This window comes from Pseudomonas sp. WHRI 8519, assembly GCF_040224055.2.
Taxonomy (GTDB): Bacteria; Pseudomonadota; Gammaproteobacteria; order Pseudomonadales; family Pseudomonadaceae; genus Aquipseudomonas; species Aquipseudomonas putida_X.
Window position 1 is genome coordinate 1,817,536 of record NZ_CP167996.1, and the last position, 24,669, is coordinate 1,842,204.

The 24,669-nt window shown below is 62.7% G+C and carries 20 protein-coding genes, 1 tRNA gene and 1 pseudogene; 12 read left to right on the forward strand and 10 right to left on the reverse strand.

All coding sequences use genetic code 11. From position 1 onward, the window contains the following. Window positions 1-42 precede the first annotated feature (42 nt). Complete coding sequence (gene acnA / locus ABRP30_RS08230; RefSeq protein WP_267822241.1) at window positions 43-2,784, reverse strand: aconitate hydratase AcnA; 2,742 nt, start codon at window positions 2,782-2,784, stop codon at window positions 43-45. A 223-nt stretch (window positions 2,785-3,007) separates the two neighbouring features. Here acnA and rlmM point away from each other — a divergent pair, with 223 nt between their 5' ends. The 3 genes from rlmM to pdxB all read left to right on the forward strand — a co-directional run bounded on the left by rlmM (window position 3,008) and on the right by pdxB (window position 6,421). Beyond that, window positions 3,008-4,075 carry a 23S rRNA (cytidine(2498)-2'-O)-methyltransferase RlmM gene (gene rlmM / locus ABRP30_RS08235; protein ID WP_267822243.1) on the forward strand — a complete coding sequence of 356 codons (1,068 nt, stop codon included), beginning with the start codon at window positions 3,008-3,010 and terminating at the stop codon, window positions 4,073-4,075. Window positions 4,076-4,975: 900 nt separating this feature from the next. After that, a complete protein-coding gene (gene tusA / locus ABRP30_RS08240) occupies window positions 4,976-5,218 on the forward strand; it encodes a sulfurtransferase TusA (protein WP_012313540.1) in 243 nt (80 codons plus the stop codon). A 60-nt stretch (window positions 5,219-5,278) separates the two neighbouring features. Beyond that, entirely contained in the window at window positions 5,279-6,421 is a 1,143-nt protein-coding gene (gene pdxB / locus ABRP30_RS08245; RefSeq protein WP_241803146.1) for a 4-phosphoerythronate dehydrogenase PdxB, read from the forward strand. Window positions 6,422-6,489: 68 nt separating this feature from the next. On the opposite strand, the gene ABRP30_RS08250 is transcribed toward pdxB, so the two are convergent. Beyond that, complete coding sequence (locus ABRP30_RS08250; RefSeq protein ID WP_241803147.1) at window positions 6,490-6,663, reverse strand: PA1571 family protein; 174 nt, start codon at window positions 6,661-6,663, stop codon at window positions 6,490-6,492. A gap of 203 nt (window positions 6,664-6,866) precedes the next feature. On the opposite strand from ABRP30_RS08250, the gene ABRP30_RS08255 reads away from it, so the two are divergent. The 3 genes and pseudogenes from ABRP30_RS08255 (at window position 6,867) to ABRP30_RS08265 (ending at window position 10,437) form a co-directional block, all read left to right on the forward strand. Next, complete coding sequence (locus ABRP30_RS08255; protein WP_267822246.1) at window positions 6,867-8,630, forward strand: ABC transporter transmembrane domain-containing protein; 1,764 nt, start codon at window positions 6,867-6,869, stop codon at window positions 8,628-8,630. 763 nt (window positions 8,631-9,393) lie between these two features. Then, a pseudogene (locus ABRP30_RS08260) lies at window positions 9,394-9,504 on the forward strand (hypothetical protein); the annotation flags it as partial. 228 nt (window positions 9,505-9,732) lie between these two features. Continuing rightward, window positions 9,733-10,437, forward strand: a complete 705-nt coding sequence (locus tag ABRP30_RS08265; RefSeq protein WP_372490479.1) for a methyl-accepting chemotaxis protein — start codon at window positions 9,733-9,735, stop codon at window positions 10,435-10,437. A gap of 53 nt (window positions 10,438-10,490) precedes the next feature. Here ABRP30_RS08265 and ABRP30_RS08270 read toward each other — a convergent pair. Together ABRP30_RS08270 and ABRP30_RS08275 are read right to left on the reverse strand one after the other, a co-directional pair. Continuing rightward, window positions 10,491-10,567, reverse strand: a tRNA-Pro gene (locus ABRP30_RS08270). 82 nt (window positions 10,568-10,649) lie between these two features. Further along, window positions 10,650-10,871, reverse strand: a complete 222-nt coding sequence (locus tag ABRP30_RS08275) for a YgdI/YgdR family lipoprotein (RefSeq protein WP_012313545.1) — start codon at window positions 10,869-10,871, stop codon at window positions 10,650-10,652. A 175-nt stretch (window positions 10,872-11,046) separates the two neighbouring features. Here ABRP30_RS08275 and moaB point away from each other — a divergent pair, with 175 nt between their 5' ends. Together moaB and glp are read left to right on the forward strand one after the other, a co-directional pair. Beyond that, the gene (gene moaB / locus ABRP30_RS08280; protein ID WP_267822251.1) at window positions 11,047-11,586 is read left to right on the forward strand and encodes a molybdenum cofactor biosynthesis protein B; all 540 of its coding nucleotides are present in this window, start codon (window positions 11,047-11,049) and stop codon (window positions 11,584-11,586) included. Then, window positions 11,570-12,796 (forward strand): gephyrin-like molybdotransferase Glp, encoded by a 1,227-nt coding sequence (gene glp / locus ABRP30_RS08285; RefSeq protein WP_267822253.1) that lies wholly within the window; start codon window positions 11,570-11,572, stop codon window positions 12,794-12,796. The genes moaB and glp overlap by 17 nt, the downstream gene beginning before the upstream one ends. Here glp and ABRP30_RS08290 read toward each other — a convergent pair. Next, entirely contained in the window at window positions 12,785-14,032 is a 1,248-nt protein-coding gene (locus ABRP30_RS08290) for a glycosyltransferase family 4 protein (protein WP_267822255.1), read from the reverse strand. The two genes, glp and ABRP30_RS08290, sit on opposite strands and share 12 nt — an antisense overlap. A gap of 448 nt (window positions 14,033-14,480) precedes the next feature. Between ABRP30_RS08290 and yegS the strand changes: the two genes are divergently transcribed. Then, the gene (yegS, locus tag ABRP30_RS08295; protein ID WP_267822257.1) at window positions 14,481-15,362 is read left to right on the forward strand and encodes a lipid kinase YegS; all 882 of its coding nucleotides are present in this window, start codon (window positions 14,481-14,483) and stop codon (window positions 15,360-15,362) included. On the opposite strand, the gene ABRP30_RS08300 is transcribed toward yegS, so the two are convergent. The 3 genes from ABRP30_RS08300 to ABRP30_RS08310 form a co-directional block, all read right to left on the reverse strand. Then, on the reverse strand, window positions 15,346-16,005 hold the full coding sequence (locus ABRP30_RS08300) for a response regulator transcription factor (RefSeq protein WP_241803154.1): 660 nt from the start codon (window positions 16,003-16,005) through the stop codon (window positions 15,346-15,348). The two genes, yegS and ABRP30_RS08300, sit on opposite strands and share 17 nt — an antisense overlap. Further along, the gene (locus ABRP30_RS08305) at window positions 16,002-16,892 is read right to left on the reverse strand and encodes a sensor histidine kinase (protein WP_267822260.1); all 891 of its coding nucleotides are present in this window, start codon (window positions 16,890-16,892) and stop codon (window positions 16,002-16,004) included. The genes ABRP30_RS08300 and ABRP30_RS08305 overlap by 4 nt, the downstream gene beginning before the upstream one ends. Window positions 16,893-17,270: 378 nt before the next feature. Next, the gene (locus tag ABRP30_RS08310) at window positions 17,271-17,792 is read right to left on the reverse strand and encodes a histidine kinase (protein ID WP_267822262.1); all 522 of its coding nucleotides are present in this window, start codon (window positions 17,790-17,792) and stop codon (window positions 17,271-17,273) included. Between the two features lie 351 nt (window positions 17,793-18,143). Here ABRP30_RS08310 and ABRP30_RS08315 point away from each other — a divergent pair, with 351 nt between their 5' ends. Both ABRP30_RS08315 and ABRP30_RS08320 read left to right on the forward strand, forming a co-directional pair. After that, complete coding sequence (locus ABRP30_RS08315; protein WP_241803157.1) at window positions 18,144-19,079, forward strand: chemotaxis protein CheV; 936 nt, start codon at window positions 18,144-18,146, stop codon at window positions 19,077-19,079. Between the two features lie 55 nt (window positions 19,080-19,134). Continuing rightward, on the forward strand, window positions 19,135-19,938 hold the full coding sequence (locus tag ABRP30_RS08320; protein WP_349974583.1) for an MOSC domain-containing protein: 804 nt from the start codon (window positions 19,135-19,137) through the stop codon (window positions 19,936-19,938). A 54-nt stretch (window positions 19,939-19,992) separates the two neighbouring features. Here the strand turns inward: ABRP30_RS08320 and ABRP30_RS08325 are convergent, their stop codons facing one another. Beyond that, window positions 19,993-21,921, reverse strand: a complete 1,929-nt coding sequence (locus ABRP30_RS08325; protein WP_349974582.1) for a transglycosylase SLT domain-containing protein — start codon at window positions 21,919-21,921, stop codon at window positions 19,993-19,995. Between the two features lie 221 nt (window positions 21,922-22,142). Between ABRP30_RS08325 and ABRP30_RS08330 the strand changes: the two genes are divergently transcribed. After that, window positions 22,143-24,071: an ATP-binding cassette domain-containing protein gene (locus ABRP30_RS08330; protein WP_349974581.1), complete on the forward strand. Its 1,929-nt coding sequence runs from the start codon at window positions 22,143-22,145 to the stop codon at window positions 24,069-24,071. 115 nt (window positions 24,072-24,186) lie between these two features. Here the strand turns inward: ABRP30_RS08330 and ABRP30_RS08335 are convergent, their stop codons facing one another. Continuing rightward, entirely contained in the window at window positions 24,187-24,627 is a 441-nt protein-coding gene (locus ABRP30_RS08335) for a universal stress protein (RefSeq protein ID WP_267822272.1), read from the reverse strand. Between the last annotated feature and the right edge of the window lie 42 nt (window positions 24,628-24,669).

Here is a 24,669-nt window from a genome sequence, read left to right on the forward strand (position 1 = left end):
TCGAAACAAAAAGGGGCGCATGTGCGCCCCGGTCACTGAGTTTCAGCTGGCGATCAGTTGCCGCAATACATAGTGCAAGATGCCGCCGGCTTTGAAGTACTCCACTTCATTGACGGTATCGATCCGGCACAGCACCTCGATGTCTTGCTGCTGCCCGTCCTCACGGGTGATGCGCAGTTGCAGGGTCATGCCGGGTTTTACCTGAGCCCCGGTCAAGCCCAGGATGTCGATTTGCTCTTTGCCGGTGAGCCCGAGTTGCTTGCGATCGTGGCCGGCTTTGAACTGCAACGGCAGCACGCCCATGCCGACCAGGTTGGAGCGGTGGATGCGCTCGAAACTCTCCGCCAGTACCGCCTTGACCCCCAGCAGGTTGGTGCCCTTGGCTGCCCAGTCGCGGCTGGAGCCGGTGCCGTATTCCTGGCCGGCGATCACCACCAGTGGTGTGCCTTGAGCCTGGTAGCGCATGGCCGCGTCGTAGATCGAGAGTTTTTCCCCGGTGGGTACGTACAACGTGTTGCCGCCTTCTTCACCGGCGAGCATTTCGTTGCGGATACGGATGTTGGCGAAGGTGCCACGCATCATCACCTCATGGTTGCCCCGCCGTGACCCGTACGAGTTGAAGTCATGAGGTTCCACGCCTTTTTCGCGCAGGTAGCGCCCGGCCGGGCTGTCGACCTTGATGTTGCCGGCGGGGGAGATGTGGTCGGTCGTCACCGAATCGCCAAGCAGGGCGAGAATGCGCGCGCCCTGGATGTTCTCGATCACTGGCAGTGGCCCGCCAATGCCGTCGAAGAACGGAGGGTGCTGGATATAGGTGGAGTCGTCCTGCCACACGTAAGTGGCCGCCTGCGGTACCTCGATCGCCTGCCATTGGGCGTCACCTGCGAATACTTCGGCGTACTCCTTGTGGAACATCGCCGTATCGACCTTGGCCACGGCGTCGGCGATTTCCTGCTGGCTGGGCCAGATGTCGCGCAGGTACACGGGCTGCCCGTCCTTGCCTGTGCCCAGTGGGTCACGGATAAGGTCCAGGCGCACGCTGCCGGCCAGCGCGTAGGCCACCACCAAGGGTGGCGAGGCCAGCCAGTTGGTCTTGACCAGCGGGTGCACCCGGCCTTCGAAGTTGCGGTTGCCCGACAGTACCGAGGCCACGGTCAGGTCGGCGCTACCGATGGCGTTCTCGATGGCCTCGTCCAGTGGGCCGGAGTTGCCGATACAGGTGGTACAACCGTAGCCGACCAGGTCGAAACCCAGTTGGTCCAGGTAAGGGGTGAGCCCGGCGGCGTTGTAATAGTCGGTGACCACCTTGGAACCAGGTGCCAGCGAGCTCTTCACCCAGGGTTTGCGCTGTAGCCCTTTCTCCAGCGCCTTTTTCGCCACCAGGCCAGCCGCCATCATCACGCTGGGGTTGGAGGTGTTGGTGCAGGAGGTAATGGCGGCAATCACCACAGCGCCGTCGCGCAGGGTATAGGTCTGGCCCTGGTGGCTGTAGTCGATTTCCCGGGCCTGGTCGGCATTGCCCACCGCTACACCTCCACCGCCTTCGCTTTCCAGGCGGCCGACCTCTTTGGCCAGCGGTTTGGGTTGCAGTTCGATGAAGTGGTCGAACGCTTGGCTGACCTGGCCGAGCGCAACGCGGTCCTGCGGGCGCTTGGGCCCGGCTAGGCTTGCTTCGACGTCACCCATGTCCAAGGCCAGGGTATCGGTGAACAGCGGTTCCTGGCCTGGCAGGCGCCACAGGCCTTGTGTCTTGCAGTACTGTTCGACCAGTTGCACCGTTTGCTGCGGCCTACCCGAAAGGCGCAGGTAGTCCAAGGTGACTTCATCGACCGGGAAGAAGCCACAGGTCGCGCCGTATTCCGGCGCCATGTTGGCAATGGTGGCACGGTCGGCCAAGGGCAGGTCGGCCAGGCCGTCACCGTAGAATTCGACGAACTTGCCGACCACGCCTTTCTTGCGCAGCATCTGGGTCACGGTCAGCACCAGGTCGGTGGCGGTGATGCCTTCGCGCAGCTTGCCGGTAAGCTTGAAACCGATCACTTCCGGGATCAGCATCGACACTGGCTGGCCGAGCATGGCAGCCTCCGCTTCGATCCCGCCCACACCCCAGCCGAGCACGCCCAAGCCGTTGATCATGGTGGTGTGCGAGTCGGTGCCGACCAAGGTGTCCGGGAACGCGTAGGTGCGCCCGTCGGCCTCACGGGTCCATACCGTACGGCCCAGGTACTCCAGGTTGACCTGGTGGCAGATGCCGGTGCCCGGCGGCACTACGCGGAAATTGTCGAACGCGCTCTGGCCCCAGCGCAGAAAGGCGTACCGTTCACCGTTGCGTTGCATCTCGATGTCGACGTTTTCACTGAACGCCTTGGGGGTGGCGTAGCGGTCGACCATCACCGAGTGGTCGATCACCAAGTCCACAGGCGACAGCGGGTTGATTCGCTGTGGGTCGCCCCCGGCCTTGGCCATGGCAGCGCGCATGGCCGCCAGGTCGACGACCGCTGGCACGCCGGTGAAATCCTGCATCAGTACCCGCGCCGGGCGGTATTGGATTTCGCGATCGGAACGACGGTCTTGCAGCCAGTCGGCGAGCGAGCGCAGGTCGTCGCTGCTGACCGTCTTGCCGTCTTCCCAGCGCAGCAGGTTTTCCAGCAGCACCTTGAGCGACATGGGCAGGCGCTGCAGGTCTCCGAGCTGTCGTGCCGCTTCGGCAAGGCTGTAGTAGTGGTAGGTCTGATCGGCCACTTCGAGGGTTTTGAGGGTGTTCAGGCTATCGAGCGAGGGCATTGCCAACTCCTTATGCACCGGTGCCCGGCATTGGCTGGTTGATGCCGGTGTCACCGCGGTGTTTCGGCCCGCACGGTACGGACCTGGCTGAAGAGTCAGGTTAGACCGGTTTGTCTGCCCTGACCCTATTCTGGACCGGCGGGGCATGTCGCAGGTTCCGATCTTCCTTTATCATCGCCGCCCTGCCGGCGCCTTTGGTGCGTCAGCCGTAGTGGAGTGAGAGATGAATACCCTGTTCATGCATAGCCGGCCCGGGTTCGAGGGCGAGGTCTGCGCGGAGATCAGCGAACACGCTGCCCGCCTGGGGGTTGCCGGTTATGCCAAAGGCAAGCCGCAGAGCGCCTGCGCCGAGTTTGTCTGCGCCGAAGCCGACGGTGCCGAGCGGTTGATGGCGCAGTTGCGCTTTGCTCAACTGATCTTCCCGCGCCAGTGGGCGCGGGGGAGCTACATCGAACTGCCTGAGACCGATCGGGTCAGCGTGTTGCTTGAGCATCTGCGGGCATTGCCGGTGTTTGGCAGCCTGTGGCTGGAGGTGCTCGACAGCAACGATGGCAAGGAGCTGTCGACGTTTTGCCGCAAGTTCGAGGTGCCGCTGCGCAAGGCGTTGGAAAAAGCCGGGCGCTTGGTCGATAACGCCAGCCTGCCTCGGCTGTTGCTGACGTTCATCAGTGGTCGTCGGGTATTCGTTGGCGTTGCCGATGCGAACAACAGTGCGCTGTGGCCGATGGGCATTCCTCGCTTGAAATTCCCGCGGGAGGCGCCGAGCCGCTCGACGTTGAAGCTTGAAGAGGCGTGGCACCAGTTCATTCCGCGCGAGCAGTGGGAGCAGCGGTTGGGCGATGACATGACCGGTGTTGATCTTGGGGCATCGCCGGGTGGCTGGACTTACCAACTGGTACGCCGGGGCATGCTGGTCACTGCGATCGACAACGGGCCGATGGCCGAGAGTTTGATGGACACTGGTCTGGTGCAACACTTGATGGCCGATGGCTTCACCTGGCAGCCCAAGCAACCGGTGGACTGGATGGTCTGCGATATCGTCGAGAAGCCTGCGCGTACTACTGCGTTGATCGAGACTTGGTTGGGGGAGGGCTTGTGCCGGGAGGCGGTGGTCAATCTGAAATTGCCGATGAAGCAGCGATATGCCGAAGTGCGTCGGCTGCTGGACCGCATGGAGGCGACCTTCAAGGCGGGCAAGGTCAAGGTTTCGATTGCCTGCAAGCAGCTGTATCACGACCGTGAGGAAGTGACCTGCCATCTGCGCAGGCTGGACCTGAAGCCGCGAAAATAAGCCGCTGCCGCTGCCGCTGCCGCTGTCTTGCTCTTGCTTTTCAGTGCGCGGTAGATCAGACGCTGCAGATTGCGACTTCAGGAGGCCGAACGGAGGTCTTGCGGAGGGAGGTGACGGGCATGGATGCCCGTCAAGCGCTTCGGCCCATGGATGGGCCGTGAGCGCGGTCCTCCCGGGAGCAAGGCCGGAGTGAGGGAACCCCGGAGCGAAGCGTAGGGGCCGGATGATGGGAGCGGGCGGTTTTTGTGGGCCTGCCCCGTGATTCAGCGCCTCCCCGGCAAATGGATCTTCACGCTAGCTGAAAGCCACAAGCCACAAGCCACAAGCCACAAGCCACAAGCCACAAGCCAGAAGCCAGAAGCCAGAAGCCAGAAGCCAAAGCTTATGCTGGGGTTTTTATTCATCTGGGCATATCCATTTGCTGTGGCGACGCTCACTCACCTTTCCGCCCTTACGGCGGGTCACTTTTTGGCAAACGCCCCAAAAAGTAACCAAAAAAGGCTGGCTCCTATCATCCGGCCCCTACGCTGCGCTTCGGGGTTCCCTCGCTCCGGCCTTGCTCCCGGGAGGACCGCGCTCACGGCCCATCCATGGGCCGAAGCGCTTGACGGGCATCCATGCCCGTCACCTCCCTCCGCAAGACCTGCGCTCGGCCTCCTGAAGTCGCAATCTGCGGTGCCTGAACTACCGCGCGCTGAAAAGCAAAAGCAAAAGCAAAAGCACAGGCACAGGCACAGGCACAGGCACAGGCACAGGCACAGGCAAAGGCAAAGGCAAAGGCACAGGCACAGGCGAGGTCGCGGCGAAGGCGAGGGACATTGCGCTTGCAGCGCAGGGGCGGGTGGGTATTGGTGCGTGCCGCGCTATGCGCCACAATAGCGATCATTTGCGGAGCCACCCATGACAGACTTCACCCCCGACGCCATCCTCGATGCCACTGGCCTGAACTGCCCAGAACCGGTGATGATGCTGCACACCCACGTACGCAATCTGGCCGCCGGCGGCCTGCTCAAGGTCATCGCCACCGATCCCTCCACCCGCCGCGACATTCCCAAGTTCTGCAACTTCCTTGGCCACGAACTGCTCCAGCAGCAGGAAGAAGCCGGTACCTACCTGTACTGGATTCGCAAGAAAGCCGACTGATCCACGCTGGATCGTGCCGGGCATAGCACCTACACTGCGTTCCCCAGACAGGAGAGCGCCATGCTGATAGTTGCCGACGAGAATATCCCGCTGCTCGATGCATTTTTCCAAGGTTTCGGCGAGATCCGCCGTTTCCCCGGCAGAAGCATGGACGCCGCCAGCGTCAAAGAAGCCGACGTGCTGCTGGTGCGCTCGGTGACCAAAGTCGACCGGCAACTGCTCGAAGGCAGCAAGGTGCGCTTCGTCGGCACCTGCACCATCGGCACCGACCACCTGGACCTGGACTACTTCGCCGAAGCGGGCATCCACTGGAGCAGCGCCCCGGGCTGCAATGCCCGCGGTGTGGTCGACTACGTGCTCGGCAGCCTGCTGACCCTCGCCGACCTGGACGGCGCGGCGCTGCCCCAGCGCACCTATGGCGTGGTTGGCGCAGGGGAGGTCGGTGGCCGGCTGGTGCGCGTGTTGCACGGCATGGGCTGGAAGGTGCTGGTCTGCGACCCGCTGCGCCAGGCGGCTGAGGGCGGCGATTTCGTCAGCCTGCAAACAGTGCTTGAACAATGCGATGTGATCAGCCTGCATACCCCCTTGCAGCGTGACGGCGAGCACCCCACCTGGCACCTGCTGGGCCAAGCGCAGCTCGCGCAACTGCGCCCTGGCGCATGGCTGATCAACGCCAGCCGTGGGCCGGTGGTCGACAACCTTGCCCTGCGAGAGCTGCTGTTGGACCGCGAAGACGTGCACGCCGTGCTCGATGTATGGGAAGGCGAACCCCAGGTCGACCTGCAACTGGCCGACCTCTGCACCCTGGCCACGCCGCACATCGCCGGCTACAGCCTCGATGGCCGCCAGCGCGGCACGGCGCAGATCTACCAGGCATTGTGCCGCTTCCTGGGTGAAGACGAGCGCGTGCAGTTGCAGGATCTGCTGCCCAAACCGCCGCTGGCGCAGATCGAGTTCGATGGCGAAGCGGACCTGGGCTGGGCCTTGGCGACCTTGTGCCGGGCGGTGTACGACCCGCGCCGCGACGATGCCGATTTCCGTCGCAGCCTGAGCGACGACGCAGCCGAGCAACGCGCGGCCTTCGACCTCTTGCGCAAACAGTACCCGCCACGCCGTGAAATCGAAGGGTTGGCGGTGCGGTTGCCAGGCGAGGCTGCGCAGTTGGTGCAGATGGCCAACGCCTTGGGTGCAGTGGTCGTTTGATGAGCAGGCAGAACATCACGGGCAAATAAAAACCCGGCGCCAGCGCCGGGTTTAAATCAATTCTTCACTCAGCCCTTTTGTACCTTTTTCACCCGGCTGGCTTCCAGGTCCTTGCAGGCCTGCTGGATCATTTGCTCGGTAATCGGTACTTCACGCCCCTGGGCATCGATGATCGAGCCACAGACCTTCTGTTGCGGGGTGTTCTGGGGCTTCTGGGTGTCGCTGCCATGCTGCAAGCTCATTTAACGTCTCCTCATCAGGTCCAATATCAAGGTAAACCTGTGCCGTGACTGGCCTGTGACAGCGGCGCTTGGAGGCCACGGCAGTTACAGTCCACCAGAAAGAGCGATAAACCTCCAGCGATGGCTTAGAACGATGGGCTATAGCCACTGCCAGGCGGGATGAATGGTAGGCTGCTGTTTCACTGTCATTGTGGTCCATCGCCATGCCCGAACCGGTATCTTCACGTCAGCGTCGCGCTTTGTTTCTCTGCTGGCAATTCATGCGCCCATACCGAGGCCAAGCGCTGTTGGCGCTGCTGGCTCTGGTAGTGACCGCCGGCATAACGCTGTCCATGGGGCAGGGCATCCGCCTATTGGTGGACCAAGGATTCATGACCCGTTCGGCGCACCAGCTCAATCAGACCATCGGCTTGTTCCTGTTATTGGTGTTGGCGCTGGCGGTCGGTACATTCAGCCGCTTCTACCTGGTTTCCTGGATCGGTGAGCGGTGCGTGGCCGATATTCGCCGCGCCGTCTTCGATCACCTGATAGGCCTGCACCCTGGCTTTTTCGAAGACAACCGCAGCTCGGAGATCCAGTCCCGGCTGACCGCAGATACCACCTTGCTGCAGGCGGTCATCGGCTCATCGCTGTCGATGTTCCTGCGCAACGCCCTCATGGTGATCGGCGGTGTCGTGCTGCTTTTCATCACCAACCCCAAGCTCACCGGCATCGTCGTGGTGGCCCTGCCGTTGGTACTGGCACCGATCCTGCTGTTTGGCAGGCGCGTGCGCAGCCTGTCGCGGCAGAGCCAGGACCGGGTGGCGGATGTGGGCAGCTATGTGGCCGAGACGCTGGGGCAGATCAAGACCGTGCAGGCGTACAACCACCAGGCGCTCGATCGCCAGCTGTTCGCCGATACGGTTGAGGCGGCTTTCGCCGTGGCGCGTCAGCGCATCGCGCAGCGGGCCTGGTTGATCACCCTGGTGATCGTGCTGGTGCTGGGCGCGGTGGGGGTGATGTTATGGGTCGGCGGCACGGATGTGATCGCCGGGCGCATCTCCGCAGGCGAACTGGCAGCCTTCGTGTTTTACAGCCTGATCGTCGGCAGTGCCTTCGGAACGCTGAGCGAAGTCATCGGCGAACTGCAGCGCGCTGCCGGTGCGGCCGAGCGTATCGCCGAACTGCTGGCGGCGCGCAGCAGCATCATCGAGCCCGAGCAGCCGTTGGCGCTGCGTCGGCAGGGCACTGGCGGGCATATCGAGCTGAAGAACCTGGTATTCGCTTACCCTTCCAGGCCATCGGTCGCCGCCATCGACAACCTGAGCCTGGTCATCGAGCCAGGCCAGACCGTGGCGCTGGTGGGGCCATCCGGCGCCGGCAAATCGACCCTGTTCGACTTGCTGCTGCGTTTTTACGACCCTCAGCAGGGCGCCATCGTTGTGGATGGCCAGCCAATCACCAGCCTGGCGCTGGGCGATCTACGCCGCCAGTTCGCGCTGGTAGCGCAGAACCCTTCACTGTTTCGCGCTACGGTCGAGGCCAATATCCGCTATGGGCGCCCCGAGGCCAGCCTGGCCGAAGTAGAGGCAGCGGCGCGTGGCGCGCATGCCGACGCGTTCATCCGGCAATTGCCGCAGGGTTACCAGACACCACTGGGCGAGGGCGGTATCGGCCTGTCGGGCGGGCAGCGGCAACGCCTGGCGATTGCCCGGGCGTTGCTGGTGGATGCGCCGATCCTGCTGCTCGACGAAGCCACCAGCGCCCTCGATGCGCAGAGCGAACACTTGATCCAGCAGGCCCTGCCGAGCCTGATGGCGGGCCGCACCACGCTGGTCATCGCCCACCGCCTGGCCACGGTGCAGCATGCTGACCGCATCGCAGTCATCGACAAGGGGCACCTGGTGGCAGTGGGTACTCACCGTGAACTGCTCGAAAAAAGCCCTCTGTACGCCAGGCTCGCCTCACTGCAGTTCAACAACGCTTGACGCGCCCAAGGCTTGTAACATTTTTGTAGCAATTGCTTGAGAGTATCCCTTCAACTGTTGCGTAAGTGCTCGACCTGGCTGCTATCGATCGATGGCAGCTTTTTTTTGGCCTGCGAACGAGGACATGGACGTCTGTGGCGGCGCTGCCAGCGGCACGCTGTTTCCTCAATCCTTGTTCCCGAGATCTGCGATGCTGCGAAAATCCCTCAGAGTACAAATTCTTGCCCTGCTCGGCGGCAGCTTGGTGGCGATGCTGCTGATTGCCTTGGTGTGTTTCCAGTTTCTGTCCTCCAGTGTGCGCAGCTATGCCACGCTGGTCGATGGACCACTGCAGGCCTCGCAATCGATCGACGAAGCCAACCTGCAGTTCAAGATCCAGGTGCAGGAGTGGAAGAACGTGCTGCTGCGCGGCCGTCAGCCGGCCGAACTGGAGAAGTACTGGCAGCAGTTCCAGGCCCGTGAGCAGCAGGTCCAGCAATTGCTTGGGCAACTGATCGACAGCAGTGATCAGAAGCTCAAGGAGCCTTTGCAGCAGTTGCGTGACAGCCATCGGCAACTAGGCGCGGCCTACGCGCAGGGGCGCCAGGCGTTTCTGGCGGCAGGGGGTGACCCGGCCGCTGGCGATCTGGCGGTCAAAGGTGTCGACCGTGCTGCCAGCGAGCAGATGAGCGCGTTGGTCGAGCAGTTGCGCGCCGACGCCCGTGAGCGGGCCGTCAGCATCAATGCCAGTGCCGAGCGTACGGTATGGCTGGGTATGCTGGTGATGCTCGGTTCGGCGCTGTTGGTGGGTTTGCTCAGCCTGTGGCGGGTCAACCGCAGCCTGATCGAGCCCATCAGTCAGTTGATCGAATACGTTGCCCAACTGAGCCAAGGCCATTTTGCGGCGCGGGTCGACAGCCGTCGGGAGGATGAGCTGGGGCGCCTTGCGCGTGCCGCCAATACCTTGCGTGATTTCCTTGCCGACACCGTTGGCCGCCTCAAGGACAATGCTCAAGAGCTCGAAGGCGCCAGTGGCCAGCTGCGCCGCATCGCCGGCGACATGGCGCGCGGTACCCATGACCAGTTCCAGCGTACCGATCAGGTGGCGACGGCGATGCACGAGATGTCCGCCACTGCCCAAGAGGTTGCCCGTCACGCCGCCGAAGCCGCGCGGGCGGCCGATGAAGCCGACCACAGTGCCCAGGCCGGCGAGCAGGTCATGCAGCAGACCATCGACATCATTGGCGTGGTCAACCAGGAGATCGCAGGGACTGCGGCGGTAATCCGCGATCTTGAGAATGACAGTTCGCGCATCGGCAAGGTGCTGGAAGTGATCCGTGGGATCGCCGAGCAGACCAACCTGCTGGCGCTCAATGCGGCCATCGAAGCGGCCCGTGCGGGTGAGGCCGGGCGCGGCTTTGCGGTGGTCGCCGACGAGGTGCGTAGCCTGGCTCAGCGCACGGCGGCGTCGATCGCCGAAATCCATCAGATCATCGAGGCGGTTCAGTCTGGTGCCGTGGAGGCGGTCAAGGCCATCGAAAGCGGGCAGCAGCGCAGCGAGGAGGGTGCCGAGCAGGTGCAGCAGGCAGGGCAGATGCTGCAGCGCATCACCGTCGCGGTCGAAGCCATCCGTGACATGAACCGGCAGATCGCCACGGCAGCTGAGGAACAGACCAGTGTGGCCGAGGATATTTCGCGTAACCTGATCGAGATTACCCGCATCGCAACTGCCAACCAGGAGGCAGTGCAGCACACCGAGCAGGCTGGCCAGCGCCTGCATGGGCTGTCGGGGCAGTTGGGTGAAGTCACGTCGCGTCTTACCGCGTAGTACTGATCGCGCACAGCAAAAAGCCCGCACGATGGCGGGCTTTTTGAAGGATCTGGTCGGAGAGACAGGATTCGAACCTGCGGCCTTCTCGTCCCGAACGAGACGCGCTACCTGGCTGCGCTACACTCCGATGAACAAAATCCTACTGCATGGTTTTTTCGAACGCAAGCCCTTGTTGTTAAAAGGCCTTAGGCCCGAAACAGGGCGTTCGATCAGAGCTCTTTGACGGTACGAACCTGGTCTTTGTTCAGCCGTGTACGCTTGCCATCGAGTTGCTCGAACTCATAGAAGCCAGAGTCCTCGTCGAAGGACGGAGTGTCCACAGCCTGGATCTCGCGGCCGTCGTTCAGGGTGATAACGGTCGGCGAGGCGCAGCCAGCGAGGGCGCCCAGGCCCAGGGCGAGCATGAAGGCGGGAAGGGTCCGTTTAATCATCGTGTTTCTCCAGTGCGATGGTGCTAGATGACGTTAAGACGCAAGGCGTCTGCGCAAGTTCCTTGCACAGTGCAGCATAGCGCCAAACCCAGGGTATTGACCTGGGTCTGTCGGAGTTGTCGCAGGGCAGGCTGTGATATAAATGCGCCATCCCTTTCCCCTGCGATGGACACTCATGAAAGCCAAGGCAGATACCCCCTTCGTGGCCCTGAACATTGCCGTGCTGACCGTCAGCGACACCCGGACCTTTGAAACCGACACCTCCGGGCAGACCTTCGTCGACCGCCTGACTGCGGCGGGCCACCAGTTGGCTGAGCGCAAGCTGCTCAAGGACGACCTCTACAAGATCCGCGCCCAGGTCGCCACCTGGATCGCCGATGACGGCGTGCAGGTGGTGCTGATTACCGGCGGCACCGGCTTCACGGGGCGCGACAGTACGCCTGAGGCTGTGGCCTGCCTGCTGGACAAGCAGGTAGAAGGCTTCGGCGAACTGTTCCGGCAGATCTCCGTCGCCGACATCGGCACGTCCACTGTTCAGTCGCGCGCCTTGGCCGGCCTGGCCAACGGCACGCTGATATGCTGCCTGCCGGGCTCGACCAATGCTGTGCGCACCGGTTGGGACGGCATCCTTGCCGAGCAGCTCGATGCCCGCCATCGTCCGTGCAATTTCGTTGCGCACCTGAAGCAGGTTGCGGCCTGTGAAAGCCGTGGCTGAGGCATCTCCGGCCCGGCCATTGATGGCGGTGGAGGAGGCGCTGGAGCGCCTGCTGGCCTTGGCCGAGGCCGCGCCGATCAGGGACATCGAAACCGTCTCGCTGGCAGAGGCCGAGGGCCGGGTGCTGGCGACCGACCTGGTGGCCTCGCTCGACCTGCCGCCCTGGCCCAACAGTGCCATGGATGGCTACGCACTGCGTCTGGCCGATTACCACGGCCTGCCGTTGCCCGTCAGCCAGCGCATTTTTGCCGGGCACGCGCCCGAGCCTTTGCAGCCCGGCACGTGCGCACGGATCTTCACCGGTGCCCCGCTGCCGGCCGGTGCCGACTGCGTCGAGATGCAGGAAAACACCGAGGTGCTGGAGGATGGCCGGGTACGTTTTCTCGAGCGGATGAGGCTTGAGCAGAATGTCCGCCCCCAGGGCCAGGAAACCCGCCAGGGTGAACAGGTGATGGTCGCAGGTACGCGCCTGGGCCCGATCGAACTGGGGTTGGCCGCAACGTTGGGGCATGCTCGGCTGCAGGTGGTGCGCCGGGTACGGGTGGCCGTGTTGTCCACCGGTGACGAGTTGGTCGAGCCAGGGTTGCCACTGGGCCCAGGGCAGATCTACAACAGTAACCGGCGCCTGCTGGTTAGCTGGTTGCAACGCCTGGGCTGTGAAGTGCAGGACATGGGCATTCTCCCTGATGACCTGGTGCTCACTCGCCAATGCCTGGCCAGCTTGGGTGATGTCGACCTGATCCTGTCCACTGGGGGTGTCTCGGTGGGCGAGGCCGATTACCTGGGCGCGGCGCTGCGTGAGGCGGGTGAGCTGGCCTTGTGGAAGCTGGCGATCAAACCCGGCAAGCCGCTGACATTCGGGCACTATCAAGGCGTGCCGGTGATCGGCCTGCCCGGCAACCCTGCGTCGACACTGGTGACCTTCGGCCTGCTTACACGCCCGTACTTGCTTCGCCGCCAAGGGGTGGCGCAGGTCACTCCGCTACGTTTCGACGTCCCTGCAGGTTTCGACTGGCCCAAGGCCGGAACCCGGCGCGAATACCTGCGGGCGCGGATCGATAACGGCCGGGTGCACATCTACAAGAACCAGAGCTCTGGTGTGCTGCGCAGCGCCGCCTGGGCTGACGGCTTGGTGGAGGTGCGCGAAGGCAGCACGCCGCAGCAGGGTGACAGCGTCACGTTCATCCCACTGAGCGAGCTACTTGGCTGAACGCCCAAGCCACGGGTCTGCAGGTTGCGGGGCGGTGGCAGGCGCTGACTGGGTCAGGCGCATGTGCACGGTCTCCAGTTGCTGCGCCGCCACGCTCCAGTCATGGCGCTGCCGGGCGAACTGGCGGCCGGCCTGGCTCAGTTGGCTCATGCGCCAGGGTTGGTTGAGCAACTGGGTAATCAGCAGTGCCAACTGGTCACCGTCATCGCTGCCCAGGTAATGCTCGCCGCTGTTCACGGCAAGGCCTGAAACGCCCTTGCTGGTGGTGATCACCGGCAGCCCGGCAGCCATGGCTTCGAGAATCTTCACCTTGGAGCCGCCGGCGTAGCGCAGGGGGGCGAAGAACAGCGCCGAGCGCCGCTGCAGTTCGCGAAGGTCAGGGCGATAACCTAACCACTCGATGCGGGGATCGTTCCAGTGCAACTTCCATGAGGCCGGCATGGCATGCCCGGCGATGGCCAGGCGCACAGCAGGGTTGCTCATCCATACCTGAGGCAGGATTTCTTCCAGCGCCCATTCGATGGCCTCAAGGTTCGCGCCGTATTCGAAGTTGCCAACGAACAGCAGGCGCTGGCTGTGCAACGCCGGGCATACCTGTTCGTAATACGCGCAATCTACACCGTTGACCACAACGTTCACTGGGCGCCCGCTGATCTGGCTGATGAGGTCAGCGTCATGGGCGCTCACCGCCACCACTTCGGTGGGTTGGCAGAGTACGCGTTGCTCCCAGCGACGATAGCGCCAGCGGTCGAACGCGTTGAGCGGGCGTAGCCAAAGTGGCAAGCGGTCATGGCAGGCGGCGCCCATCACCGATTCGAGTGTGTGCTCGCTGAGCATGTAGGGCAGGCCGCGGGCCTGCAGGGCTTTTTCGAAGGGTTGGAAGGCGTAGCTGTGTTCGATCTGGATCACGTCCCAGGGCTCGTCCAGCAATTGCTCGAAGCGGTGGCGCAGGCAAGGCGCCAAGCCATTGATGATTGCCCGCATGGGGTAGTCGATGATCGGTGAGGCCAGCAGGTTGAGCGGGCTGTGCAAGGCTCGGCGGGGGAGTACGATCAGCCGTTCGACCAGGGGCTCCAGCGCTTCGCGGGTGGCATCGTTCAGCGGGATTTTCGACTGCACCAGCAAGGTGATCCGATGCCCGTGCTGCGCCAGGGCGCGTAGCAGGTGGTATTGCCGGGTCTTGCTGCCACTGGTGGTTGGCCAAGGCAGGTAGGGCAGCGTCCAGAGTATGCGCATGAACCACAATCCTCGCTAAAGGCTGCAGACAAAAAACGCGTCCATTGGCAGTCAGCGGATGGCTGCAACCGGGACGCGTCCATACATTTCAGTAAAGCCCACGCTATCGTCTTCGCCGAGGTATTCGCTGTGGTCGATCCTGCAGGGGGTCAGAACGCTCATTTCACACGCTCGACTCGGCGCTGCACCTAGGGCTGATGGGTCGCTCTGCCAGGGTTCTGGCGTTAAAAAAGTCAAAAAAACGACTCTTTTTTCGCTAAATACCGGCATTGGCCAAATATTTGTCGATCATGCGCCTGATGGCCGAAGCTTTCAATCTGTTGATGCGTTGCGGACGGTTTTTGTGCAAATACCTGCTGATAGTAGTGCTAGGTCAGCGCGTGCATGCAGCAATCTGCCGCCGCCTGTGGTCGAGATCTGCAATGGGCTGTCCCTTGGGAGAAGCGTAATGGGTAAGGCAATGTTGATCCTGCACGGCAAGCAGGCGATGAACGAAGATGTGCGCACGGCCGTTCTCGCCCAGCGTGAGCGGGGCTGGACGCTGGATGTGCGGGTGACCTGGGAGGCGGGTGATGCCCAGCGGCTGGTGGCCGAGGCGCTGGCCGCCGGCTACACCCATGTGGTGGCAGGGGGGGGCGACGGTACTTTGCGTGATGTTGCCGAAGCCATGGGGCAGGCGAACACGCAGGCCAGCCTGGCACTGCTGCCGTTGGGTACCGCCAACGATTTCGCCAAGGCCGCGGGCGTGTCATTGCAGCCGGCTGAGGCCCTGGCGCTGCTGGACATGCCGGCTCGGCCAATCGATTTGGGCAAGGTTGGCGACCAGATGTTTCTGAACATGGCCACCGGCGGGTTCGGCAGTCAGGTCACTGCCAACACCTCCGAGGACCTGAAGAAGGTACTGGGCGCAGCGGCTTACTTGTTTACCGGGCTGTCGCGCTTCAGTGAGTTGCAGGCCGCGTCTGTGGAGCTGACAGGCCCGGACTTCCACTGGCAGGGTGACTTGCTGGCGCTGGGCATCGGCAATGGTCGCCAGGCAGGTGGTGGCCAGGTTTTGTGTGGCGATGCCTTGGTGGATGACGGCCTGCTCGACATCGCTATCCTGCCGGCACCGCAAGAAGTGGTAGGGGCACTGCGTGAGCTGCTGGCGGGTGAAGGGCTGTTCGTTCGGGCTCGCTTGCCTTGGGTCGAGATCAAGAGTTCCCAAGGCCTGGACATCAACCTCGACGGTGAGCCGCTAAAGGCTGACAGCCTGCGCTTCGAGGCCCTGCCTGCGGCGCTGCGTTTGCACCTGCCGCCAAATTCGCCGCTGCTCAGTCATCCAGGCTGATGATTTTCTCGCGCACGGCGAACAGTACCAGCCCCGCAACGTCGTAGATCTGCAGGCGTTTCATGATCTGCGAGCGATGGGTTTCCACCGTTTTGATCGACAGGGCAAGGCCGGCAGCGATCTCGCGGGTGGATTTGCCCCGTACGATCAGGCGCAGGATTTCCAGCTGCCGCGCAGTGAGGTTATGGCGGTCGATGTTCGGCTGCTTGCCCTGCTGGGCACGCATGAGTGCCTGGTTGATCACCGTGTGGGCGATGGCCGGGCTGAGGTAGCGCTCGCCACTGCGCAGCGCTGCCAGTGCCTGCTCCAGCTCCATTGCGGTGGCATCTTTGAGCAGGTAGCCGTGGGCGCCGCTTTCCAGGGCGCGCATGATCAGGTCCGGGTCGGTGTGCATGGACAGGATCAGCACTTTGCAAGGGTTGCCTGAGGCGCGCAGCAAGGTGAGCGCATCGAGGCCGCTGGTCATGCGCATGGAGATGTCGAGCAATACGATGTCGGGCGCCAGTTGCTGAGCTTGCTCGAGCAGTTGGCCGCCATCGTCGGCTTCGCCGACCACGGTGTAGCCGGGGATATCAGACACCAAGGCACGTACCCCGGCTCGGATCAGCGAATGGTCATCGACCAGCAGCAGTCTACAGGTCATTGGATAGCAGGTGTCCTGGCGCGTTCATCGGTGCGGGGTGTCCATGGGAACAAGACCTCGATGCGGGTGCCCAGGCCCAGCTGGCTGGTGATTTTCAGCGTGCCCTGCAGTGCTGTGGCACGCTCCTGCATGCCCGCCATGCCGCGCTGGCCTGCCTCGGCGGGATTGGCGGCGGGGATGAAGCCCTGGCCATCGTCCTCTATCGACAAGCTCAGGCCGGCGGGGCTGCGCTGCAGGCGGATGATCAGGTTGCGCGCCTTGGCATGGCGCAATATGTTGGTGACCGCCTCTTGGGTGATGCGAAAAGCAGCCATGCTCACCTCCTCGCCAATGCCACCCAGCCTTTGATGGCACTCCAGGCTCCAATGCATGTCTGTGCTTGCGAGCGTGCGCACCAGATGTGCACGCAGGCTGGCTTCCAGGCCAAGGCTTGCCAGCTGCCGTGGGTTGAGGATTGCAGAGACGTCGCGCACTTTGCTCAGCGTGTCATCGAGTGTGCTGCGCAGGGTGCCGCATTGGGCCTGCAGATCGCTTGGCAGCCGCCGCTGCAACCACTCCAGCTGCAATTTGGCGGCGGTCAGCAGTTGGCCAATGTCGTCATGCAGTTCCCGGCTCAGGTGCTGGCGTTCGCTTTCCTGGACTTTGAGCATACGATCGGCCAGCTCTGCCGGGCGCAAGCTGATAGACCTGGCCCCTAGGCTCAGGTGCCAGCCGACCCCGCACATTGCTATCAGCTGTAACAACATCAGGCTCGCCGGTATGGCATGCCCGGCGGTGAACAGCAGCAGGTTGGCAAATAGTGACGCCACGCACAGCACCGCGGTCGCCCAGCGCAATGCAGCGGAGAGGGAGCGGCAACGCAGGGCATTTTTCAAGCGTGGGAGCATAGATGGGAAGCCACTCAAACCTTGCTGATGGAGGCCTTGCGCATGTCTTGCCGGAGGCTTTGGCGTGCTGCTTTCAATAAATGCCAAGTGCGCGTTGAGGCGATCCATATACGGGTGACCGATACTTGTTAGTGGGCATGGTATCACTTCAGGACTGTTTGGTCGCGAGTGGGGTATTGCTTTGAAACCTCAAGGTTTGCGGGGTCATCAGGGGGCTGCGAAGGACTGATTCGAGCAGCAGATAGCCATCATCGATTGCCCAGAATGGCCCGCCCAGTTCAACTTGCGCGAATACAGGTAAACAGGCTGTAGGAACTTTCGGCCCTTCACTAGTTGGACCCGGATTCGGTCTTTCAGCGCCGCCTTAGTTGCAGGTCGTCAATGACTGCTAGTGCGTTTTTCTGCGCAAGTTGGGCGGCTGTCCATGGGGCCAGCCAGGGGCGTGTCAGCACGTTCGCTGTGCGTTTCCTGGCAAGGCGCACACGTTTGCGGCAATGGTTGGTCCAATGCGTTTGCCAGCTCAGCCAGCAAGGCGGTCTGTTCGCTGGTATCGAGGGCAAGCCGGCCGGTGTGCGTATCCACAAGCTCAAGTTGCCAGGCCAGGAGGGTCAGGCATTCCGCCAGTGCAGGCAAGGCTTGATTGTGCAGGTGCAACTGGCTGCAGGCCGGGGCGAGCAGTTGCTGCAAGGCGCAGGCGTAGTGGGCGACTTCAAGCAGGCCCAGGCCGCTGGCGCGCCGGGCAAGTGTATCGAGGGTGTTGATCAGGCAATGGCAGGCGTCAGGGTCATTGGCGATCAGTTCCAGGTGGTGCAGGCACTCCTGGGACTGAGTCAGCAACACTTGCGCATCCAGCAGAAAGTCCTGCAGAGCGCTGCTGTCGAAAGCTGAACTGCCCATCATGTGGTCCCGGCCCGTAACGAGGGAGCGGGGGACGGCCAAGCCGTGTCGTTCGCTAGCAAAAGCCTGACTCCATTCATGCAGTGAGAATGGCGTCACATTAATGGCTAAAGGATAGCGCGAACATCAGGTTGCACCCGGTTGACGCTAGGGGTTTCCCTGATGGTGATCTAGGGGTGGAGAGCTTCTCAAGGCCTATGGGTTCCCAGCCAGGCAGCTGCAGTAAAGCATGATGTTAATGTGATATCAATTGGCCCGCGAAGCATTTTCGTTCATGGGTCAAGCTGCGCGTGCAGCAGCCGATACAGGGTGGATGAACTCACTTTATTCCGAATTGAGCCTGGGGGTTTTCCAATGGCTGGCATTCTCGACACGGTAGACCAACGAACGCAACTGGTGGGTGAGAACCGCCTGGAAATCCTGATGTTCCGCCTGGCCGGGCGCCAGTTGTTCGCCATCAATGTGTTCAAGGTGCAAGAAGTGCTGCAGCTGCCCAAGTTGACATTGATGCCACAGCGCCACGCGTTCGTCTGTGGCGTGGTCAACCTGCGAGGGCAGACCTTGCCGGTGATCGACCTGTCCCAGGCAATTGGCATGCGCCCGCTGCAGCCGGGGCCGGACAGCACCATCATCGTTACCGAGTACAACCGCTCGGTGCAGGCGTTTCTGGTGGGTGGGGTCGATCGCATCGTCAACATGAACTGGGAAGCCATCATGCCTCCGCCTTCCAGCGCGGGCCGCCAGCATTACCTGACGGCGATCACCAAGGTGGACGAAAACCTGGTGGAGGTCATCGACGTCGAGAAAGTGCTGGCCGAGATCGTGCCTTACAACGCGAAGGTCTCCAACGACAAGCTCGCTGACCCGATACTGGCGCGCGCCCGTGGCCGTGAAGTGCTGCTGGTGGACGACTCCAGCGTGGCGCTGGCGCAGCTGCGTGACACCCTGTCGCAACTGGGGATGAAACTGCATGTTGCCAGTGATGGCCTGAAGGCCTTGCGCATGCTCAAGGGCTGGGCAGATGCCGGCGAAGACATGAGCGAAAAACTGCTGATGGTGTTCACTGACGCAGAAATGCCGGAAATGGACGGTTATCGGCTGACCACGGAAATCCGCAGCGATGCCCGCCTGCGCAAGCTGTACGTGGTGTTGCACACCTCGCTTTCAGGCAGTTTCAACGAGTCCATGGTCAAGAAAGTCGGCTGCGACAATTTCCTTTCCAAGTTCCAGCCTGATCGCCTGGTCGACGTGGTCAAGCAGCGGTTGCTGCTGGATTCGACCACTGCGTGATCCGTGCGGTAGCCGGGTATAATCTGGCATTTGGCACGGCACGAGGCAGGCAGGGATGTTTCTGAGTGAGCTGTATCGGTATCCGGTGAAGTCGGCGCAGGCACAGCGCCTGCAGGCTTCACTGGTCGACAATCTGGGTTTGGCGGGTGACCGGCGCTGGCTCGTGGTCGAGCAAGACAACGGGCGCTTTCTCACCCAACGCGCCTGGCCGCAGCTCAGCCAGCTCAAGGCTGGCGAAGGGGAGGCGGGTACGCTGCTGCTGGAGGCCCCGGGGCTGCCCGCTCTGCATGTGAAGGTGCCGCCTGCAGATGATGGCCTGCGCGGCGTGACCATCTGGCGTGACACCTTGCGCGTACCGGATGCCGGCGATGAGGCGGCGGCCTGGTTATCGCAATTGCTCGGCAAGCCAGTGCGGTTGGTCCACTGCCCGGCGCACCGAGCGCGCTACCTGCCCAGCGGTTATGGCTTGAACAGCGACAGGGCGGCCTTCCCCGATGGTTTCCCGTTATTGCTGATTGGCGAGGGGTCGCTGCAAGAGCTGAACCGGCGCATTGGCCGGCCCATGGAGATGCTGCGTTTTCGACCCAACCTGGTGGTGCAGGGCGCAGAGCCGTTTGCCGAAGATGGCTGGAAGCGCATTCGCATTGGCGGGCTGGAGTTTCGCCTGCTCAAGCCGAGCGTGCGGTGCATCTTCACCACGCTGGACCCTGAAACCGGAGCGCGCAGCCCGGACCGGGAGCCGTTGACCACCCTCAAGACCTTTCGCGAGCGCGAGGGTGACATCCTGTTCGGGCAGAACCTGGCGGTGGATGGCTGTGGGCGGCTTGAGGTAGGGATGAAGGTCGAAGTGCTGGAGTAGCGGTAGCGAGCAAGTGCCTCTTCGCGAGTTGGCCCGCGAAGAGGCGGCGTTGCTTCACATGTCGTCGAAATACCGCTCGTGCCAGTCCACCAATGGCTGTGGTGCGTTGAGCTTCTGTCCGTAGATCACCGAGTAAGACAGCACGTTCTGCACATACTGACGCGTCTCGTCGAACGGAATCGATTCCACCCACACATCGAAGCTCAGGTGCTTGGCGCCCTTGAGCCATTGGCGCACGCGCCCGGGGCCGGCGTTGTAGGCGGCGGACGCCAGCACCCGGTTGCCGTTGAACTGGCCGTGCACCTGGCTCAGATAAGCTGCGCCCAGCTGAATGTTCGTGTCCGGGTTGAGCACCTGGCGCGGCGACGCCAGCGGAATGCTGAACTTGCGCGCGGTTTCCTTGGCTGTGGCCGGCATCAACTGCATGAGGCCACTGGCACCTACACTGGAGCGCGCATCCTCCATGAAGGCACTTTCCTGGCGGGTGATTGCGAACACCCAGCTTGAGTGCAACCCACGCACCTTGGCTTCGCGTACCAGCGTGTCGCGGTGGGCCATCGGGAAGCGGATGTCCAGGTCATCCCAGTACTTGGCCTGGCTGATGGTGCGAATGGCCGGGAAGTACCAGCGCAGGTCATAGGCCAGGCGCGCCTGGGCAACCATTTCGTCGCGGCTGAAGTGGCGGCTGACGTGATACCACTCGCGGCGGCCGTCGACGATCTGGCCACGGGCGTGGAATTCCAAGGCGCGCTGGATGCCCGGCGTATTGCGTACCTTACGCACCAGTTGCGGGCTCAGCACCAGTGGCTTGTTGTTGAGCTGGTAAGGGGTTTGCGCCCGGTCGGCCGCGAGGAATCCGTAGAAGTCCCGTTCGCGCGCCACGTTCTTGTACAGCAGCAGGCTTTGCGGGTTGTTGGGCTGGGCCAGTTCCAGGCTGCGCGCTTGCCAGTACTGCCAGCGGCTGCTGCTGGCCAGGTCTTGCGGCAGGCGCTTGGTCAGTTCGTAGGCGTCTTCCCAGCGGCCCAGGCGCAACAGCAGGCGCAGGCGCCACTCGGTGACGGTGTTGTCCCGCAGCTCTGGGTCGTAGCGGGTCATCAGGTCAAGGGCGCGCGGGTCATAGCGGCGTGCCAGGGTCAGGCCGATTTCACGGGCAATGGCCACTTTTTCGTCGCTGGAGAAATGCATGCGCTGGGCATAGTCGTCGAGCAGGGCCATGGCCCGCTCAGGGTCCTGGCGAGCCAGGCGGCGCAGGCCCAGGCTTACTACATCGGACATCGCATCGTTGACCGGTGTGAAGCGCGATGGCTGGTTGAGCAGTTCGGGTTTTTGCGCGACATCGACCAGCAGGCGGCCTTGCGGGCCGAGCGTGGTCAGGGATTTGACCAGGCTGTTGGCCAGGGCATAGTTGCGCGCCTGGGCGGCCAGTTTGGCGCGGTTCCAGCGCTTGGCCTCGGTCAGCTGACCTTCGGCGGCCCACATGCCGAACAGCGTGTCGCAGGCGGCCGGTTGCGACTTGCCTACGTTCCACAGTTTCTCGGCGCTGGCATAACCCTCGGCGCGCAGGCCGTGGCTGAGTTGGTACTGGCCGTTGAGGCAGTCCAGTTCGGTGAAGTTGAGCTTGGGGTCATAGTATTTGACGAAGGTGTCCCACTCGCCGCGTTCGGCCAGCCAGCGCAACCAGCGCAGTTTCATCCAGTTGGCCTGGGGAAGGTCGCCATGTTTGGCCAGGAACGCTTCGATTTCCTGGTTGCTGGCGCTTTTCAGCCGAGCGGTCAGTTCGTCGTAGGCCAGGTAGGGCGTCAGCGGGTAGTCGCGCAGGGCTTGGGCATAGCGCAGGTACGGGCCTTTGTCGCCCTTGGCCAAGGCACGCTTGGCCTCGTCGTAGTACTGACGTTGCTGAGAGAGGTCGATGGCCTGCGCCGCGCTGGCAGTGGCGGCGGTAAGCAGCAGGCAGGAAGCAATCTGTAACAGGCGGCTGCGCATGATACGTCCGGGCAGTTGAACCATGGGAAAGTGACGGCGGAGCCAACACTGTTGGAAGCTATTGTTCTAGCTTAGCTGTTTGCCGGCAGCGGGTGAAAGCACTGTGCTTGTATCAAGGCGTTAAGACCGACCGGATGTCGCAATGCCCTGGCAGCGCGGGCAACTTAATGCTGGAACGGGCCAACTCAGGTAGAATGCGCGCCCGCTTTCTGGAGACGAACATGACCCTGCTCAAATTCAGCGATGTGTCCCTCGCATTCGGCGCGATGCCGCTGCTGGACAAAGTGTCCTGGCAGATCGCCCGTGGCGAGCGGGTGTGCATCATCGGCCGCAACGGCACCGGCAAGTCGAGCATGCTGCGCCTGGTCAAGGGCGAGCAGAAGGGCGACGACGGTGAAATCTGGCGCGCCCCTGGCCTGAAAATCGGCGAACTGCCGCAAGAACTGCCAGTGGCTGACGAGCGGACTGTGTTCGACGTGGTGGCCGCTGGCCTGGACGGCGTTGGTGAACTGCTTGCCCAATTCCACCACCTCAGCCAGAACATCCAGGGTGACGATGACCTGGAAAAACTCATGCATGTTCAGCACGAGCTCGAAGCCCGTGACGGCTGGCGCCTGCAGCAGGTGGTGGAAAGCACCCTGAGCCGCCTGCAGCTGCCTGCCGACAAAACCCTGGCCGAGCTGTCCGGTGGCTGGCGTCGACGCGTGCTGCTGGCGCAGGCGCTGGTGTCCGAACCTGACCTGCTGCTGCTCGACGAACCGACCAACCACCTGGACATCGGCGCTATCGCCTGGCTCGAAGAGGCCCTGCGTGGTTTCAATGGGGCGGTGCTGTTCATTACTCACGACCGTTCATTCCTGCAGAACCTGGCAACCCGCATCCTCGAACTGGATCGTGGTGGGCTGATCGACTGGAACGGTGACTACGCCAGCTTCCTGGTGCACAAGGAAGCTGCGCTGGCCGCCGAAGAGACCGCCAACGCACTGTTTGACAAGCGTCTTGCCCAGGAGGAGGTGTGGATCCGCCAGGGCATCAAGGCCCGCCGTACCCGCAACGAAGGCCGGGTGCGCGCACTCAAGGCCTTGCGTGTCGAGCGCAGCGAGCGGCGTGACCGTCAGGGCAAGGCGAACATCCAGATCGAGGCCGCAGAGAAATCCGGCAAGCAGGTGATGGTGCTGGAGAATGTCAGCTTCCACCACGCTGGGGGGCCAATGCTGGTCAAGGACTTCTCCATGGTCCTGCAGCGTCAGGACCGCATTGGTCTGCTGGGCGCCAACGGTACCGGCAAGACCACGCTGCTCAAGCTGATGCTCGGTGGCCTGGAGCCTACCTCGGGGAAGGTGGAGCGCGGCACCAAACTGGAAGTCGCCTACTTCGATCAGATGCGCCACCAGCTCGACCTGGAAAAAACCGTGATCGATAACCTGGCCGAGGGCCGCGATTTCATTGAAATCGACGGCCAGAACCGGCATGTGCTCAGCTACCTGGGCGATTTCCTGTTCAGCCCCCAGCGTGCTCGCACACCGGTCAAGGCGTTGTCGGGCGGTGAGCGGGCGCGTCTGCTGCTGGCCAAACTGTTCAGCAAGCCGGCCAACCTGCTGGTACTGGACGAACCGACCAACGACCTGGACGTGGAAACCCTCGAGCTTCTTGAAGAGGTGCTGTGCAATTACAAGGGCACCGTGCTGATGGTCAGCCACGACCGGGCCTTCCTCGACAACGTCGTCACCAGCACGCTGGTGTTCGAAGGCGAGGGCAAGGTGCGTGAATATGTGGGTGGTTACGAGGACTGGATCCGCCAGGGCGGTTCGCCGAAGCTGTTGGGCGTGACCGAGAGCAAGGGTGGCAAGTCCGAGCTCAACAGTGCTGTGGTCCAGAAGCAGGACGAGCAGGTGGCGCCGGCGCCTGCCCCGGTGGCCGCGGATGCTTCGAAGAAGAAGCTCAGCTACAAGCTGCAGCGGGAACTGGAGATGCTGCCTGGGCAAATTGATGCGATCGAGCAGCGAATGGCAGTGGCTCAGGAAGAAGTGAACGCCCCAGGCTTCTATCAGCGGCCGATCGAGGAAACCTCAGCGGTGCTGGCCAAGCTGGAGCAGATGCAGGGCGAACTGGATGCCTTGGTAGAGCGCTGGGCCGAGCTGGAAGGTTAAGCCAGTCCCGGCCTCATCGCCGGCAAGCCGGCTTCCACAGGGTAGCCACTGTTCTTGCGAACGGTGGAGATCCCGTGGGAGCCGGCTTGCCGGCGATGAGGCCAGCCAGGCTGGATCATTCCTTCTTCTGCAACCGCACCGCCAGTACATCGCACGGCGCTCCATGCAGTACGTCATTGGCCGTTGAGCCCAGCAGCAACGCCAGGCCATGGCGGCCGTGGCTGCCCACCACGATCAGGTCGCAGTTCTGTTCCTTGGCGAGCTGGTGGATCTCTTGGCGCGGTTGGCCATAGGTCAGGTGAGAATCACCGCGATTGATCTCGGGGTACTTGTTGAACAGGCGGTCCATACGCTCCTTGGCCTGATCGAACTGTTGCTGCTGCAACTGCGACAGGTCCATTGGCACGTCACCGCCAAAGGCCATGGCCATGGGTTCGACGATATGTACCAGCGAGACCTTGGCGCCTGTGGGCTCGGCGAGCTTCATGGCACGTTTGATCACCGGGTCGCACTCTTCGGTGAGGTCGACGGCGACCAGAAGATGTTCGTAGGGCATGAGCTGTACTCCTGACAATCGCGATACTAGAAGTATGGTCGC

Excerpts from the sequence above, each read along its gene's own strand:
- ABRP30_RS08330 (WP_349974581.1), top strand. The coding sequence starts at position 22,143 with ATGACCCTGCTCAAATTCAGCGATGTGTCCCTCGCATTCGGCGCGATG.
- ABRP30_RS08310 (WP_267822262.1), bottom strand. The coding sequence starts at position 17,792 with ATGATGGGCAGTTCAGCTTTCGACAGCAGCGCTCTGCAGGACTTTCTG.
- moaB (WP_267822251.1), top strand. The coding sequence starts at position 11,047 with ATGAAAGCCAAGGCAGATACCCCCTTCGTGGCCCTGAACATTGCCGTG.
- ABRP30_RS08325 (WP_349974582.1), bottom strand. The coding sequence starts at position 21,921 with ATGCGCAGCCGCCTGTTACAGATTGCTTCCTGCCTGCTGCTTACCGCC.
- ABRP30_RS08275 (WP_012313545.1), bottom strand. The coding sequence starts at position 10,871 with ATGATTAAACGGACCCTTCCCGCCTTCATGCTCGCCCTGGGCCTGGGC.
- yegS (WP_267822257.1), top strand. The coding sequence starts at position 14,481 with ATGGGTAAGGCAATGTTGATCCTGCACGGCAAGCAGGCGATGAACGAA.
- ABRP30_RS08255 (WP_267822246.1), top strand. The coding sequence starts at position 6,867 with ATGCCCGAACCGGTATCTTCACGTCAGCGTCGCGCTTTGTTTCTCTGC.
- ABRP30_RS08305 (WP_267822260.1), bottom strand. The coding sequence starts at position 16,892 with ATGCTCCCACGCTTGAAAAATGCCCTGCGTTGCCGCTCCCTCTCCGCT.
- ABRP30_RS08315 (WP_241803157.1), top strand. The coding sequence starts at position 18,144 with ATGGCTGGCATTCTCGACACGGTAGACCAACGAACGCAACTGGTGGGT.
- pdxB (WP_241803146.1), top strand. The coding sequence starts at position 5,279 with ATGCTGATAGTTGCCGACGAGAATATCCCGCTGCTCGATGCATTTTTC.
- acnA (WP_267822241.1), bottom strand. The coding sequence starts at position 2,784 with ATGCCCTCGCTCGATAGCCTGAACACCCTCAAAACCCTCGAAGTGGCC.
- ABRP30_RS08320 (WP_349974583.1), top strand. The coding sequence starts at position 19,135 with ATGTTTCTGAGTGAGCTGTATCGGTATCCGGTGAAGTCGGCGCAGGCA.
- tusA (WP_012313540.1), top strand. The coding sequence starts at position 4,976 with ATGACAGACTTCACCCCCGACGCCATCCTCGATGCCACTGGCCTGAAC.
- ABRP30_RS08335 (WP_267822272.1), bottom strand. The coding sequence starts at position 24,627 with ATGCCCTACGAACATCTTCTGGTCGCCGTCGACCTCACCGAAGAGTGC.
- ABRP30_RS08265 (WP_372490479.1), top strand. The coding sequence starts at position 9,733 with ATGTCCGCCACTGCCCAAGAGGTTGCCCGTCACGCCGCCGAAGCCGCG.
- ABRP30_RS08290 (WP_267822255.1), bottom strand. The coding sequence starts at position 14,032 with ATGCGCATACTCTGGACGCTGCCCTACCTGCCTTGGCCAACCACCAGT.
- ABRP30_RS08250 (WP_241803147.1), bottom strand. The coding sequence starts at position 6,663 with ATGAGCTTGCAGCATGGCAGCGACACCCAGAAGCCCCAGAACACCCCG.
- ABRP30_RS08300 (WP_241803154.1), bottom strand. The coding sequence starts at position 16,005 with ATGACCTGTAGACTGCTGCTGGTCGATGACCATTCGCTGATCCGAGCC.
- rlmM (WP_267822243.1), top strand. The coding sequence starts at position 3,008 with ATGAATACCCTGTTCATGCATAGCCGGCCCGGGTTCGAGGGCGAGGTC.